Raw genomic sequence first — 15,905 nt, 5'->3', positions numbered from 1 at the left:
TCATAATCATGTTACTACAAAAAATCTATTCATCAATCACACGGGAAAAATACTATTTGAATGCCGAATAAAATATAATGGTTTTTTCCAAGTAGGTGTTTCAGGTTCGTGCAGTGAAAAAATATTTAATCAGTATTGAAAAGGAAGGCAGCGCAAGATTGACAAGCTTCTTCTCACAACCGACATTTGGAAAATATCATAGTGAATTTACCAAAATGGGCGTGATTGGAGCGCTACTGCCGACGGCTGAATATTTTAAACTTGCAGTCGCAGGACGTAAAAAAGCACTCAGCCCTGCTGAGCTTGGTTGTACCTTGTCACATGTTAATGCATTTAAAGATTTTTTAGCATCAGATGAACAGTATGCCTGTATTTTTGAAGATGATGCCATTTGTTTAAATGATATTGATTTAAATCACTTAGAAGCACAAGTTAGTGGTTTAAATTTACAGGAGTGCTTTTTTCTGAGTATGGGTGGCATTCAACTGAGAAGTAGCAAGACTGTACGTGGTACATTTTTAGAAAATAAGATCAATCAAACACCTGTACTTAAGCTTCATCCTGTGTATTTTGGGCGCTTATTTTATACTTATGCTTATATTATTGACCGAAAAATGGCTGAATTATTAATCCGTTATCATGAGATTCCAAAAGGCTGTGATCATTGGTCTCAGATGCGTGATTATGATCCAAACTGTCAGTTTTATGCGACTTTTTTATTTGATCATCCTGAACTTGATGAAATGGGTACAGGACAGAGTTATATTGAGCAAGAGCGCAAATTGTTAAATAAAGAAGAAAAATTTAAAAAATCAATTTTTGATAAATGGAAAATTTCTCTTTTAAAAAGAATTTTTAAAATCATGTTAAGTCAATATCCAAAATAGGTTCGTAAAATGTCGATTACAATTATTACAGCATTCTTCGATATTGGACGTGGGGAATGGAGTGTAGAAAATGGACATCCATGCTATTTACAACGTTCTAATGAAAAAACCAATGGTAATTTTTCAAATCGTTTTAAAAAGTTGATAGGATATTTTTAATGTCAATGCAGGTACAAAATCAACCAGAAAATACTGAAGTAATGTCACAAATGATGGATTTATTTTCTCAAGATGAAGCACAAACTGTCCGGTTAAAACGTTTGAAAAAACAGCCTTGGCGTACTTTTTATTCGTTATTTGTACCCAAAGCTCAGCGTAAACGAGAAGCACAACAAGCCAATGTTTTACAAAAAAAGCATGTTGCTAAATTATGGAATATTTTTTTAGATCAATATTTTGCTGGTAAGCTAGAAAATTTCCAACTTAAAGCGAAAAAACAATTTTCAGATCAAAAAATTATTTGGCAGTATTGGGGACAAGGCTTTGCTGCCGCACAGCAAAATGACACGGTTAAATTATGTTTTGCCTCTGTCGATCGTTTTAAAGGTGATTATCAAGTTATACGGCTTGATGAAGAAAGTGTAAAAGAATATCTAGATCTGCCAGATTTTGTTTGGGAAACTAAGAAAAATAAAAACTTTAAACCAGCCTTTTTTGCTGATCTTATCCGACTTGCTTTACTTGATATATATGGGGGAATTTGGATTGATGCCACAATTTTATTAACTGAAGAAATCAACCCTTTAATTCTTGAACAAGATTTTTTTATGTTCCAGCGCGATTCTGAAGCTGAAAATAAAAATAAATGGATTGATTTTAATGATGATTATTTTGGCTGGCATGATGAGCATTTTGTTAATGTTTTAAATAGTTTTATTGTGTCGCAAAAGCATAATGAAATTACACATATTTGTTTAGATATTATGCTTAATTATTGGAAAACGCAAAATAATATCCCGCATTATTTTATTTTTCAGATTATGTTTAATGAGTTAATGACAACACATTTACTGCATAATTCAATGTTATTATTAGATGATACCTTGGTACATCTATTACAAGTAAAACAAGTTAAAGTATTTGATGTAACAGATTACAATGAAATTTTATCAAAAATAGCAATTCATAAACTGAATTATATTAAGGAAGTACAAACAGGTTCTTATAATGAATATTTGTTAAAAGAATATGGTTTACTATAGTTCTTCTAGATAGTTTGATCAAATCTAATGAAAATCTTCTTTGGAAAGATATTCATTTGGATTGTTGATATTGCTAAATTTATAAAGGTGAGTGTGGGATTAATTTTTATAATAGTTATAAAGTTGATTATATCAAATAAAACTGAGAGATATTTATATTATAGTTGAGAGTTAAGCTTAATGAGTTAAAATTAATTGATTGAAAAAACTATAAAATAGCTTGAAGTATTGGTGATCATTTAATTAAGGGCGATATCTATTAATATTTCCATAGCAATTTCTGAAACGCTTATATGACCAAATATACTGTTCAGGTCCGACATTAATCATATTTTCTAAATCTTTATTTAAGTGATCAACAGATATTTGTAAATCTTTCGATAAAATATACTCAGATAATGGAGTACATTGGATATCAAATTGAGTATCTGAATTGCGAATACAACTGATTCCAATCACATTAGATTGAGTTTTATTGGCAAGTTTTGAAACCAATGAGGTTAAAAGTCTTGATAACAAAATAAATAAAAAATTAAGCCACCAGTCAAATCATATCAGTTAAAACCAGTGGCGAGTAGTGTCGTTAAGCTTGGTCGGCATTACCTTTTAATACCATATAAATCAAACTCACAAAAATGAGTAGAGCACCACCTAAGCTACTTACGCAAAAATATAAAATACGTTGATTGGTATCTATATTAAATAAACCATTGGCTAAAATGTAACGCATAAATAACCACTGTGCTATAGCGAAGATTATTAATACAAGTGTACGACGACGGACAGCAGGGCGCATAGCCATAAGTTTTGCTCACACCAAAGGGAGGAATAAGGCGCTATTATGCCATTCTCACAGTGCGATCTCAACGCAATAAAAAAAGCCTTACATAAAGTAAGGCTTTTTTGTGAATCGTATAGAAAATTATGCTTGTTTTTCTTCAGCTTTTGGCTTTTCACGTAAGCGGATGCCCAAGTCACGAAGCTGATTTGCTTCAACAGGAGCAGGTGCTTGAGTAAGTGGACATTCAGCAGTCTTAGTTTTCGGGAATGCAATAACGTCACGAATAGAAGTCGCGCCAGTCATTAACATCACTAAACGGTCAAGACCAAATGCCAAACCACCGTGAGGAGGAGCACCGTAACGAAGCGCATTTAATAAGAAGCTGAATTTCTCTTCTGCTTCTTCATCAGAAATACCAAGCGCTTCAAAAATCGCTTTTTGCATTTCTAATGTATAAATACGAAGTGAACCACCACCAACTTCAGTACCGTTCAATACCATGTCGTAAGCAACAGAAAGTGCTTCACCTGGATTGCTCTTCACTTCTTCTACGCTTGATTTTGGTAGCGTGAATGGATGGTGAACAGAAGTCCATTTGCCATCGTCAGTTTCTTCAAACATTGGGAAGTCAACAACCCAAAGTGGAGCCCACTCACAAGTTGCAAGATTCAAATCATGGCCAATCTTCACACGAAGAGCACCCATTGCATCATTTACAACTTTAGCTTTATCTGCACCGAAGAATACGATATCGCCATCTTGCGCACCAACACGTGCCAACAGTTCAAGTACGATCGGCTCAATGAATTTCACGATTGGAGATTGAAGACCTTCAATTCCTTTAGCGAGTTCATTAACTTTGATATAAGCCAAACCTTTTGCACCATAGATGCCAACGAATTTGGTGTATTCATCGATTGCACTACGTGGCAATGATGCTGCACCTGGAACACGTAAGGCAACAATACGACCTTTAGGATCTTTTGCAGGGCCCGCAAATACTTTGAACTCTACTTCTTGCATTAAGTCTGCAACATCGACGAGTTTCAACGGAATACGCATGTCAGGTTTGTCTGATGCATAGTCACGCATTGCATCTGCATACGTCATACGTTGGAATTTATCGAATTTAACGCCAAGAAGTTCATCGAACATCTTCACAGTAAGGACTTCCATTAAGTCCATAATGTCATCGTCACTCATGAACGATGTTTCAACGTCGATTTGAGTAAATTCTGGTTGACGATCAGCACGTAAGTCTTCGTCACGGAAACATTTCGCGATTTGGTAGTAACGATCAATACCACCCACCATCAACAATTGTTTGAATAATTGTGGTGATTGTGGAAGTGCATAGAAACTGCCATTTTGTACACGACTTGGTACTAAGTAGTCACGCGCACCTTCAGGTGTTGCACGTGTCAAAATAGGTGTTTCAACGTCTAAGAAACCATTGTCTTCGAAATAATTACGAATAAGATTAGTCAATTTAGAACGGAAGCGTAAACGATCCAACATTTCAGGACGACGAATATCTAAGAAACGATATTTCAAACGAATTTCTTCAGAAATATTGGTATTTTCATCATTTAACGGGAATGGAGGTGTTTCTGAAGCAGCAAGAACTTCGATGTCTTTACCTAAAACTTCAATTTGACCACTCACCATGTTGGCATTTTCAGTACCTTCATAACGGCGACGAACACGACCTGTAATTTTTAATACATATTCAGAACGTGCTTTATCTGCAGTTGCAAATGCTTCTGGAGTATCTGGGTCAATAACCACTTGAACGAGACCATCACGGTCACGCATATCAAGGAAAATAACACCACCATGGTCACGGCGACGATGTACCCAACCGCATAGTGTAACGGTTTGGTCGATTTGGGCTTCAGTTAAAGAGCCACAGTAATGAGTTCGCATCATAATGAAGATTATCCAAACTATATTGGCTGAAAAGACGGATGCGTAAACCGCGCACCGTCAAAAAAATAAGTTTTCGATTATGCCTTGTTGCATGGTTTGTCACAAGAAGTAGATCAAAAAACCGCAGAAATTAACCTGAAAATGAGCAATTTGGCAGCAAGTTTCCTGATTCATCCCATTCTTTGTTGCCGATCTAAAAACAAGAATAATAAGCATCCTAAGCTAAAGGTACTTAACCAGCCCTGCATAAACTCATTAATCGAACGGCCTGTAAAATAATAGGTATCAGCATGCCAAACCTCATGAGGAATGTAGCGAGCATAATCCCAAAAAGAAAATAAACCTAAGAGTGTAGATAGTATAAAAAGAGTCCACGCGAAAACTTTAATTTTTATACTGACCTTCCAATGTTGTTTATAGCGCTGGTAATAGTGAAGGCACATCCAAGCGAGAAAAGGCAAAGCAAGAGCAGAAGAGCCAAGTTGTAAAAGACGATGTAATGGATATGGATGTCCAAAAAGATGAACTGTTGTCGCTAATACATCTTTAAATACAAAGGTTCGAAAGTCTGCATGCGTTAGACCATCCCAGATTAAATGAGTTGCAATGCCTAACGTTAGTGCAAGCAATGTTCCAATAAAAAATATAGAAATACGTTTTAAAGAATTGAGCGCAAGATCATGTTGCACACCCAAAAAACGGTAAATCACTGGGCGGTAAAGAAAATACCAAACAGCACAAAACAGCAAGCCTAATGCAAGATTGGGATAGATCAGGCCTTTCCATTGGTGAGTCAGCATGTTGGAATGAACTGTAAATAAGCGGTAAAGATCGGGTGTCATACTCCCAATTGCTAAAGCAGCAATCGGTAAAGTATTTTGGCTAAGCTTAGATAAGGGAGGAGCTATAACGGCATGAGAGATGGTAAAAGGCATTAGAAATCAAAAATTACTCACATCATTTAGTTGACCAGTCTAACGAATCGTCTAATTAAAAATGTTTTTTATTGCAAAACAAATGAAATGTTATAGTATAACAAAAATAAAACATATCGTGATTCGGGACACATCCAATGCAGTTTTATAAAAATATTTTGACCTTATCCATTTTAGCTGTCATATCCGTTCCTTCGTTTGCAGCAGAAAGTGAAAATGTTGAAAAGTTAGAAACCATTCGAATTAAGGCTCATCCACTTGAGCAAACTTCACAAGATTTTGCAGTTGCAGATGCTGTTGTTGATCAAAAGCATTTATCGCAAGGTGCTGCCACCATTGGGGATGCGCTGAGTAGTGAAGTAGGAATTTACGCTAATCAGTTTGGGGCTGGTTCGAGTCGTCCAGTCATCCGTGGACAAGATGGGCCACGCGTTAAAGTACTTCAAAATTCATCAGAAAATATTGATGTCTCGACGTTGTCTCCTGACCATGCGGTAACTGTAGATCCTGTGCTTGCAAAACAAGTCGAAGTGATTCGAGGTCCTTCAACTTTACTGTTTGGTGCTGGAAATGTCGGCGGCTTAGTTAACGTTATTGATAACAAGATCCCTACGCAAATGCCTGAAAACGGCTATGAAGGACAAGTTGGCTTACGTTACAACACTGGAAGTGATGAAAAACTGGCGAGTGCTGGTGTAACTGTAGGTTTGGGTAGTCAAGTGGCTTTACGTGTTGAGGGGTTAACACGTGATGCGAATAACTACATTGCGCCAAATTATCTTAATGAAGGTGAAAAAGAGCGCCGTGTAGACAATACTTTTGCTCAGGGTGATTCAGTTAACGTCGGGTTATCTTGGATTTATGACCGTGGTTATACAGGCATTTCTTATAGCAACCGTCGAGACCAATATGGTTTACCTGGGCATAGCCATGAATATGAAAGTTGCAGTGCTCATCTAACGGGAATACCGCATTTACATTGTGGCGATCATGAACATGAAGATGGTGAAGAAGCTCATGACCATGGAAATGAAGAACATGATCACGAACATGGCGGCCCATGGATTGATTTAAAATCTGAGCGTTATGATTTTAAAACTGAGTTAAATGATCCATTTGCAGGCTTTCAAAAGTTACGCGCACAAGCAAGCTATACCGACTATCAGCATGATGAAATTGAAGAAGGGGCAATTGCAACCCGATTCCAAAACAAAGGCTATGACGGGCGTATTGAGTTAGTACACAACCCTATTGCAAGTTGGGAAGGGGTCATTGGCGCGCAGTTAGGCCAGCAAAAATTAGATTTGACTGGCGAAGAAGCCTTCATGGCACCGACCACCACCAAAAAGTGGAGCGTGTTTGCTTTAGAACATAAGCAATGGAAAGACGTACATTTTGAGCTTTCTGCACGTGCAGATCAGCAAGAAATTGATGTAGACGACAACTCTAAACAAGATTTTGATGGTTCTGCCTTTTCTTATGCTGGTGCTGCGAACTGGGAGTTTGCACCAAACTATAAACTTTCTTTTGTAGCCTCTCATCAAGAACGTTTACCTTTAGCTCAAGAGTTATATGCAAATGGTGGGCATTTTGCGACAAATACTTATGAGTTAGGGAACGATCAGCTCAGTAAGGAAAAATCGAATAATGTTGAGTTAGGTTTGCATTTTGATAATGACAAACTCGATTATCATCTTCATGTTTACCATAACTGGTTTGATGACTACATCTATGCGCAAACCCTTGACCGCTATAAAGACTTCCGTTTAGTTCAATACACCCAAGATAAAGCACGTTTCTATGGTGCAGAGGGTGAAATTGGTTATCAAATTAACCCAATGTATAAGATCAGTGCTTTTGGTGACTATGTGCGCGGTAAAATTGATGCCGAAGGAAATGCACCACGCATTCCAGCAGGGCGCTTAGGGACTAAAGTCGATGCAGATTTCGGTGATGGATTTAGTGGTTCTGCTGAGTATTATCATGTCTTTAACCAAGACAAAATCGCGGCCTACGAGACCGAAACTGAAGGCTATAATATGCTAAACCTTGGTGTGGCATATTCAGGGCAATATGGTGCAAAAACGGATTATCGTGTGTACTTAAAAGCGAACAATTTGTTAGATGACACCGTTTATCAACATGCTTCGTTCTTATCCAATATTCCACAAGTTGGACGCAATTTTACAGTAGGTGTTGATTTTAGATTTTAAGGGTTTAACACGAAACTAAACTTGAAAAATCAAACCAAAAGACCTAACTTGAAACTATCAAGTTAGGTCTTTTTTATGCGTATTTTTCAACGAATTCATCAAAAAATAAATTGGTCAGGGCGTCGTTATATGGCGATATTACTTTGCGTTGTTGCTATTGCATATCTTGCATCGGCAATTTACCACACAGTAAAACCATTGCCGCAAGGGATTAACTTTAGTGGCAAGCTTAGACATGCCGATGTCAAATTTTTAGCAGATAAAACCTACCTTGATGCAAAAGGGCAACAACAGGTTGATCAGCATATCTTTGATGAAATCTTGAAAATGATTGATGAGGCCAAAACCACGATTGTGGTGGATATGTTTTTGTTTAATTCAGAAGTTGGCGATTCAAAAATAAAGCAAAGACCTCTCATGCAAGAGTTAACTGATGCATTGGTAAGTAAAAAAAGACAAAATCGCCAAATTCAGATTGTAATGATTACTGACCCGATTAACTCGGTCTATGGGGGCTTAAAACCTGAAAATTACCGTCAGTTACGTCAAGCAGGTGTTGATGTGATTGAAACCAATTTAGGCCCATTACGTGCGTCTAACCCATTCTGGTCCGGCTTATGGTACATCTGCTGCCAGAATGTTGGAAATAATCCTGAAAAAGGCTGGTTACCAAATCCGTTCGGTGATGAAAAAATTACACTGCGTAGCTATTTAAACTTATTTAACTTTAAGGCAAATCACCGTAAAACCGTGGTCGTCGATACCGATGCGGGCTGGAAATCACTCGTAACTTCTGCAAACCCACATGATGGTAGTTCTAGACACTCAAATGTTGCATTGGTTGTAACGGGAGCCACAGCAGCTGATGTTCTACAAACTGAAGCAGCGGTTGCACGAATGTCGGGAAGTAGTGCACCCTCGCTCATTTTAGGTGATTTTGAAAAAGACGTAACCAAACCTCAAGTCCAAGTCTTAACTGAAGGGGCGATTTATCAATCTGTATTAAAATTGATTAACTCGGCTAAGCCTAAAGAACACCTTGATTTAAGTATGTTCTATCTATCTGAACGCAAGATTATTCAGGCTCTAAAAAGTGCTAAAGCAAGAGGTGTTATTGTCCGAGTTCTACTTGACCCAAATAAAGATGCTTTTGGCCGACAAAAGAATGGTATTCCAAACCGTCAGGTTGCCTCAGAATTACATACTGTTGGCATTCCAATCCGTTGGTGTGATACGCATGGCGAGCAAAACCATAGCAAAATGATCTTAAAATATAACGCTCAGCAAGCTGAGTTGATTGTAGGGTCGGCTAATTTTACAGCCCGTAATTTAAAAAATTATAACCTTGAAACTGACATGCTGGTGATTGGTAAAGTTCAAGATCAAGTCTTTAAAGACGCTCAAAATTACTTCAATACATCGTGGTCAAACCTGCAAGGCAGACAGATGAGCGTGGATTACGCGAAGTATGCAGATGAGTCTAAAGTGAAATACTGGATTTATCGTTTTATGGAATGGTCAGGGTTGTCGACTTTTTAATTTTCCAATTTTTAATATTTGGTCTCGTATAGATTTGGCAAGAGGTTTGGCGACATGGATGTCGCCGTTTCACTGTGTTGCAGGGAAGCAACATCAGTGAAACAAAGGTTTTTGTCACTTTTGACCTTTCAAAAGTGAGGCATTAGCCTATACAAAAGAAATTAGAACATCACTGTAAGTAAAGGCTGTGCCACAAGAGCGATAAAATTAAATAAGATGATTTTTAAGGTGCTGGCGGAATCAACTGATCCAAAGTCTTATCATCTAACTTTTCCAATTCACTCAAATCAGTCTTAATTTTCCATTGAGTTTCATCATCTACAGGATTTGGTAAACGTGCCTCAAGCCAGTCACAGACCACATCTGGAGAAAACTCAGGATGATTACACTGAATAATCCACGATAAAAAATCTTTTGCTTCACCATTCATATACGGAGGTGGAGAAACAGGAAAGAATAAGGTTGGTAGGCGTTCGTTTGTTGATAGGTAGTTTAAAACATGCCCTAACTCTTGAACTGTTTGCCATGCAAGTGGGTGTTCTACATCAATACTGAACTTAAACCACCAAGCGTGTTCGCCATCTGCTCCATTCGCCATGATACGTGCTTCTTGCACACTTGGAACTTTGCAGAAAAACTGATGAAGACGTTCAAAACTGATTTCAGACACAGCAATTGACCTAGCTAGAAAAAAGCTAATGTTAGCATAGATACAGATTCTTCATATTTTCTTTATAGTCATTACAAACCTTAGCAATGTTATCTGTTTTATTCATGGTTTCTCCTTGGCTGTCTTCTAATCTAGCTTCATATCAAGATTAAAAGGAAATAGGGCATGAAAAAGCCAATCGTTCTTGTACTTTCGACGTTAATGTTAGGTATATCTGCTACCGCGATGGCCGATACAAATCATCGTTGGGATAATAATCATGGTAGAGACCATGACCGATATGAACATCGTGATCGTGATGACCGTCGCCACGATTATCGTAATGATCATCGGGCTCCAAACTGGTCAAATGCCGATCGTGGAAAGCACTATGGCCGTTATGTTGCATTCAAGCGTGGTGAACGTATTCCTACTCAATACCGCAATAACCGTTACTATGTTTCAGACTGGAGATCGCATCGTTTGTATGAGCCGCCACGTGGATACCGTTGGGTTAAAACGCCTAACCAATATTTACTCGTAGACTCGAAACATCAAATTTATCGTGTTCGTTAATTTTGAAATATAGAATATATAAATGGCCTCAATCTTGAGGCCATTTTTTATGCTAATTCATCATCTTGAGGTTGAGGGGGCTTTAAGGTTGTGGGTGTTTTTGCATGCTTTTCTTTCATCACTGAAGGATAATTCCAAGATGCAAAACGAACAACTAAGATAGAAAGGGCTAAAATAAGAATTGAGCCTGTAATAATGACTTGGTCCATATCCGCTTTATGGTCATGTTGGATATCTGAAATGAGTAGCCGGGTTAATGCCGTAATCGCAACATAAATAAGAAAGCGTACAGGCATATGATTGGTTTTAAAGTAAATCCCAACCATTGCTCCAAGTTCTAAGTATATAAATAATAATAAAATATCATCGATTGAAGCATATTTTTTGATTGTTAGGATTTCAAAAACAGTATTGGCTGCAGACCAAGCCACCATACAGCCAATAATGAATAAGGCTAAATAATGGAATGCTTCTACGGCGTAATGACCGAAACGGTCAAGTAGTCGCTCGTATTTTTTTGGATCAGGCATAGTGGGATCTTTATTTGCTTCAGAATGTTTAGAAATTAAAACAAATTCCATGCCAATGGAAATAGTAAATACAAAATAAAAAAACGCCTGAAAGATCAGGCGTTTTTTATAAAGAACTTAATTAAGCTTGGTTCGTAAAGTAATCTTCACTAAAGCCCATAATTAAGTCAGAACCTGCTTTGATTTTAGCAATACGCGCATCAATATCTGGCAAGATACGTTCAGCAAAGTATTGAGCTAAAGCAAGTTTGTTTTGGTAGAAATCACCAGATTTATCTTTAGCAGCAGCTGCAATCTTCGCAAACATATAAGCGAAGCTGAGTAAACCAACTGCATGTAAGTAATCAACAGCAGCAGAGTTCGGGAAGTCTACATTTTCAGCAGCTTGTTCAATAATAAACTGAGTGATTGCTTCAATTTCAGTTGCAGCATCTAAAGTTGCATCTTTAATAAAGTTCAAGTCTGTGTCTAAGTCATTTGCAAAGTCACGGATTTCAGTAATGTATTCAGCAATGAACGCACCGCCGCACTTAATAGTTTTACGACCAATTAAATCTTGAGATTGAACGCCGTTTGTTCCTTCGTAAATTTGAGCAATACGAAGGTCACGGATACATTGTTCCATACCCCATTCACGAATATAACCATGCCCACCGAATACCATTTGAGCATCTAAAGTTGCTTGGAATGCTGTATCTGTAAGGTAAGCTTTAGCAATCGGCGTTAAAAGCGCAACGCGATTATTGGCTTTTTTCACTGCTTCGGCATCAGTTGAGAATTTAGTGATATCGAGCTGTTGACCTACATACACTGCAAATGCACGCGATGCTTCATTGTTTGCGCGTACGTTTAACAACATACGACGCACGTCACCATGTACCAAAATGCTATCTGCTGGTTTGTTTGGTGATTGAACACCTAATGCACTACGGCCTTGTAAGCGGTCAGTCGCATATTGTGCTGCATTTTGATATGCAAACTCAGATGCACCTAAACCTTGAATACCCATAGATAAACGTTCGTAGTTCATCATCACAAACATGGCAGCAAGACCTTCGTTTTCTTTACCAACGAGGTAACCTTTTGCTCCATCAAAGTTCATCACACAAGTTGCAGATGCTTTAATCCCCATTTTATGTTCGATAGAACCTGGACCAACTAGGTTGCGTTCACCTAATGAACCATCTTCATTCACAAAGTACTTAGGTACGATAAAGAGCGAGATACCACGTGAACCAGCAGGGGCATCTGGAGTTTTAGCAAGTACCAAGTGAATGATGTTTTCTGCTAAGTCGTTGTCACCACCAGTGATGAAGATTTTAGTACCTGTAATGTTATAAGTACCATCTTCATTAGGTTCAGCTTTAGTTTTAATAATACCTAAGTCAGTACCTGCATGTGGTTCTGTCAAACACATCGTGCCCGACCATTCGCCTGAATAAATCTTAGGTAAGTAAGTTTCTTTTTGTTCTTGAGATGCATAGCTGCTTAAAGCCATACCTGCACCCACAGAAAGAAGCGGGTAGAGCATAAATGATGGGTTAGTTGCAAATAACATTTCATCAGAAAGAACGGTGAGCATTTTTGGCATGCCTTGACCGCCCCATTCTTCGTCGGCCCCTAAGCCAATCCAACCGCCTTCTGCATATTGACGAAATGCATCTTTAAAACCTGCTGGAGTGAACACCTCGCCGTTTTCATAGCGAGCGCCTTCTTCATCACCGGTACGGTTTAATGGATGAGTCACGTTCTGAGCAAATTTAGCCATTTCTTCTAAAATTGCTTCAGCAGTTGCAGCATCTACATGAGCGAGTTTCTCATTAGACTGCCAAAATTGTTCTGCTTTGAATACATCATTTAAGATGAATTTCATATCAGCTAAAGGAGCATTGTAAATTGGCATAATCGTTCACCTTTTTTGTGCACATTGGCCTGTGCTAGATATCCTGTAAAACGAAATGGATATGGAATTTAAAGTGTAAATTTATCATTGATTTTATAAAAAAAGGACCGTCAAAACTGAGCAGTCCTTTTTCGTTTTTTAACATTGCATATCGCAACTAACTATGGTTAGAAAGCGAAATGTTCAGCATCTAATGACATTAATGGATCTAAGCCACCAGCAATAACATCTACATGTGAGCGAACGCGTGGCAAGATTTTTTTGAAGTAGAATCGAGCAGTGGTTACTTTTGCATTGTAGAAGTCAACTTCGCTAGTACCTTCTGCTAATTTCTCTTGTGCAACAAGTGCCATACGAGCCCATAGGTACGCTAAAGTGATATAACCTGAGAAGTAGAGGTAATCTACAGCAGCAGCACCTACTTCATCTGGGTTTTGCATTGCGCGCATACCGATTTGCATGGTGAGATCGCCCCATTCTTTGTTAAGCGCTGCAAGCGGCTCAACAAATTCTTTCATGGCAGCGTTGTCTTTGTTTGCTTCAACAAATTTGTGAACCATTTTGGTAAAGTCTTTTAGCATTGCACCTTGAGTTTGCAATACTTTACGACCTAACAAATCAAGTGCTTGAATTTCAGTTGTACCTTCATACAAACAAGCAATACGTGTATCACGTACGATTTGTTCCATGCCATGTTCAGAAATGAAACCATGACCACCAAAGACTTGTACACCGTGCTTAGCAGACTCAGAACCAGTTTCAGTTAAGAAAGCTTTTGCAATTGGAGTCAATAAAGACAAGATGTTGTCAGCAAACTTACGCTCTTCTTCAGTTTCGCCTTTTTCAACGATGTCAGCGTATTGAGCAAGTAAGTAAACAAGTGCACGGCCGCCTTCAGCAAATGCTTTTTGAGTTAAAAGCATATTACGTACAGCAGGGTGAACGATAATCGGGTCTGCATCTTTTTCTGGAGCTTTAGGACCAGAAAGTGAACGCATTGCTAAACGTTCTTTCGCGTAAGTTAACGCACCTTGGAAAGACGATTCAGATGCTGCTAAACCTTGAACAGCAGTACCAATACGTGCTGTGTTCATGAAGGTAAACATACAGTTCAAACCACGGTTTTCAGGTCCAATCAAGTAACCTTTAGCTTGGTCAAAGTTAATGACACAAGTCGCGTTACCATGAATACCCATTTTGTGTTCGATAGAACCACAACGTACCGCATTACGCTCGCCAATAGTTCCATCTGCATTTACATGGAATTTAGGAACGATGAATAATGAGATACCTTTAGTACCTTTCGGTGCACCCGGTAAACGTGCAAGAACGATATGGATGATGTTTTCAGCCATGTCGTGTTCACCAGCAGAGATAAAGATTTTCTCGCCAGAGATTGCATAGCTACCATCAGCATTTGGTTCTGCTTTAGAGCGGATAATACCTAAGTCCGAACCTGCATGAGATTCAGTTAAGCACATCGTACCTGTCCAAACACCTGAAACAAGGTTTGGTAAATAAGTATCTTTCTGTTCATCAGAACCATGATGTTCTAATGTACGTACAGCTCCGTGAGACAAGCCAGGGTACATACCTCAAGACCAGTTTGCTGTACCAACCATTTCAGAAATTGCAATACCTAGAGAGTTAGGTAAAGCCTGACCACCGTATTGTTCTTCTGCTGATAAAGACGGGAAGCCAAGTTCAATATATTTTTGATAAGCTTCTTTAAAGCCTGTTGGAGTGGTAACTACGCCATCATTCCAAGTACAACCTTCGCGGTCGCCAACTTGGTTTAAAGGAGAAAGTTCATTTTCACAAAAGTCTGCCGCAGCTTCTAAATATTGATCAACCAATTCACGGCTTACGTTACCTTGGAAATCAGGTAATTTTGCATAGTGTTCTTCAGCATTTAATAATTCATGCAAAACGAATTGCATATCACGTAAGGGCGCTTTGTATTGTGGCATATCGGGTTCCTCAATACTGGTGAAACCAGAGTTATAATCTTAATCTATGAGAATGTGCCATGAGGCACCTTGGACTATTACATCGTGCAACAACTTGCATAACTGCACAAGCACCTCGGGACCTTTACTTTGTGACTGCAAAGTCAAGAAAAAAATGCTTAAACTAGCTAAGTGCTTTGAGTGTAAACACTTTTGGTTATGTTTATATGATACAAATAGTCAAAATCGTAAATAGTTATGTATAAACAAAAGGCGCCTATTGGCGCCTTTTGTTACATGTTTTTTAGAATTATTTTGCTTGAGTTGGTGCAGGAGCAGGGGCGTTAACTGGTGGTTGAGGGCGTTTTGGTTCAAAACGAAGGTTACAAGTACCTTCAATTGTTTTATCGCCAACTTGGACATTCACTGCTTGTCCATTTGCTTTACCATCACAAGCTTTTTGGATTTGTTCAAAGCGAGCTTTACGTTCTTCACGATGTTGTTCCCACTTTGCTTTTTGTTCTGGTGTGAATTCACGGTGCTTCATACGATGGTGACCTTCACGTGGGCCATCTTGCATCATGTGATGTTCTGGTTTTTGTGGCTGAGACGTTGATTGACAAGCTGCTAAACTGCCCATAGTTACAATTGCCGCACTGAATAATGCAATTTTTGCCGTCATTTTCATAATTAAAGCCTTTTAATGTTGTGTTTACTGATGGCTTAAAGATTAGATAATAAAGATGTAGAAACAATGGAGAGTTTTTCTTTTCGTTGTTGGTTACAATGTTAGGGTCTGTTGGTAGTTCATT

General features: G+C 38.4%; 14 protein-coding genes and 1 pseudogene. 6 read left to right on the top strand and 9 right to left on the bottom strand.

Annotation, left to right across the window (positions count from 1 at the left end):
- The first annotated feature begins 113 nt into the window (after positions 1-113).
- The 3 genes from F936_RS18315 to F936_RS18310 are packed head-to-tail and all read left to right on the top strand — an operon-like array spanning position 114 to position 2,089.
- Entirely contained in the window at positions 114-887 is a 774-nt protein-coding gene (locus F936_RS18315; protein ID WP_004638869.1) for a glycosyltransferase family 25 protein, read from the top strand.
- Between the two features lie 9 nt (positions 888-896).
- On the top strand, positions 897-1,046 hold the full coding sequence (locus tag F936_RS19140; RefSeq protein ID WP_005050159.1) for a WlaTC/HtrL family glycosyltransferase: 150 nt from the start codon (positions 897-899) through the stop codon (positions 1,044-1,046).
- Positions 1,046-2,089, top strand: a complete 1,044-nt coding sequence (locus F936_RS18310; RefSeq protein ID WP_005050157.1) for a capsular polysaccharide synthesis protein — start codon at positions 1,046-1,048, stop codon at positions 2,087-2,089. The genes F936_RS19140 and F936_RS18310 overlap by 1 nt, the downstream gene beginning before the upstream one ends.
- Before the next feature lie 243 nt (positions 2,090-2,332).
- Here the strand turns inward: F936_RS18310 and F936_RS19135 are convergent, their stop codons facing one another.
- The 4 genes from F936_RS19135 to F936_RS18295 form a co-directional block, all read right to left on the bottom strand.
- Positions 2,333-2,584, bottom strand: coding sequence for an LpxL/LpxP family acyltransferase (locus F936_RS19135; RefSeq protein ID WP_080595484.1), 252 nt, complete (start codon positions 2,582-2,584; stop codon positions 2,333-2,335).
- An 88-nt stretch (positions 2,585-2,672) separates the two neighbouring features.
- Entirely contained in the window at positions 2,673-2,891 is a 219-nt protein-coding gene (locus tag F936_RS18305) for a hypothetical protein (protein ID WP_005050155.1), read from the bottom strand.
- A 120-nt stretch (positions 2,892-3,011) separates the two neighbouring features.
- Positions 3,012-4,799 (bottom strand): aspartate--tRNA ligase, encoded by a 1,788-nt coding sequence (gene aspS / locus F936_RS18300; RefSeq protein WP_005050153.1) that lies wholly within the window; start codon positions 4,797-4,799, stop codon positions 3,012-3,014.
- Between the two features lie 170 nt (positions 4,800-4,969).
- Entirely contained in the window at positions 4,970-5,734 is a 765-nt protein-coding gene (locus F936_RS18295) for a DUF4184 family protein (RefSeq protein ID WP_005050150.1), read from the bottom strand.
- A gap of 137 nt (positions 5,735-5,871) precedes the next feature.
- On the opposite strand from F936_RS18295, the gene znuD reads away from it, so the two are divergent.
- Positions 5,872-7,947: a zinc piracy TonB-dependent receptor ZnuD gene (gene znuD, locus F936_RS18290; RefSeq protein WP_005050148.1), complete on the top strand. Its 2,076-nt coding sequence runs from the start codon at positions 5,872-5,874 to the stop codon at positions 7,945-7,947.
- 75 nt (positions 7,948-8,022) lie between these two features.
- Positions 8,023-9,486, top strand: coding sequence for a phospholipase D family protein (locus F936_RS18285; protein WP_005050145.1), 1,464 nt, complete (start codon positions 8,023-8,025; stop codon positions 9,484-9,486).
- A 223-nt stretch (positions 9,487-9,709) separates the two neighbouring features.
- Here F936_RS18285 and F936_RS18280 read toward each other — a convergent pair whose 3' ends face one another.
- Entirely contained in the window at positions 9,710-10,156 is a 447-nt protein-coding gene (locus F936_RS18280; protein WP_003655170.1) for a hypothetical protein, read from the bottom strand.
- A 165-nt stretch (positions 10,157-10,321) separates the two neighbouring features.
- Here F936_RS18280 and F936_RS18275 point away from each other — a divergent pair, with 165 nt between their 5' ends.
- On the top strand, positions 10,322-10,711 hold the full coding sequence (locus tag F936_RS18275) for an RcnB family protein (protein ID WP_005050141.1): 390 nt from the start codon (positions 10,322-10,324) through the stop codon (positions 10,709-10,711).
- 47 nt (positions 10,712-10,758) lie between these two features.
- Here F936_RS18275 and F936_RS18270 read toward each other — a convergent pair whose 3' ends face one another.
- The 4 genes and pseudogenes from F936_RS18270 to F936_RS18255 form a co-directional block, all read right to left on the bottom strand.
- Positions 10,759-11,241 (bottom strand): phosphate-starvation-inducible protein PsiE, encoded by a 483-nt coding sequence (locus F936_RS18270; RefSeq protein ID WP_003655172.1) that lies wholly within the window; start codon positions 11,239-11,241, stop codon positions 10,759-10,761.
- 121 nt (positions 11,242-11,362) lie between these two features.
- On the bottom strand, positions 11,363-13,144 hold the full coding sequence (locus F936_RS18265; RefSeq protein ID WP_005050138.1) for an acyl-CoA dehydrogenase C-terminal domain-containing protein: 1,782 nt from the start codon (positions 13,142-13,144) through the stop codon (positions 11,363-11,365).
- A 167-nt stretch (positions 13,145-13,311) separates the two neighbouring features.
- Positions 13,312-15,114: pseudogene (locus F936_RS18260) on the bottom strand (acyl-CoA dehydrogenase C-terminal domain-containing protein).
- Positions 15,115-15,403: 289 nt separating this feature from the next.
- Complete coding sequence (locus F936_RS18255; protein ID WP_005050132.1) at positions 15,404-15,781, bottom strand: hypothetical protein; 378 nt, start codon at positions 15,779-15,781, stop codon at positions 15,404-15,406.
- Between the last annotated feature and the right edge of the window lie 124 nt (positions 15,782-15,905).

The sequence above is a fragment of the Acinetobacter calcoaceticus DSM 30006 = CIP 81.8 genome, from assembly GCF_000368965.1.
In the GTDB taxonomy this organism is placed as follows: Bacteria; Pseudomonadota; Gammaproteobacteria; order Pseudomonadales; family Moraxellaceae; genus Acinetobacter; species Acinetobacter calcoaceticus.
This window is presented reverse-complemented; position numbering and strand designations above follow the sequence as displayed.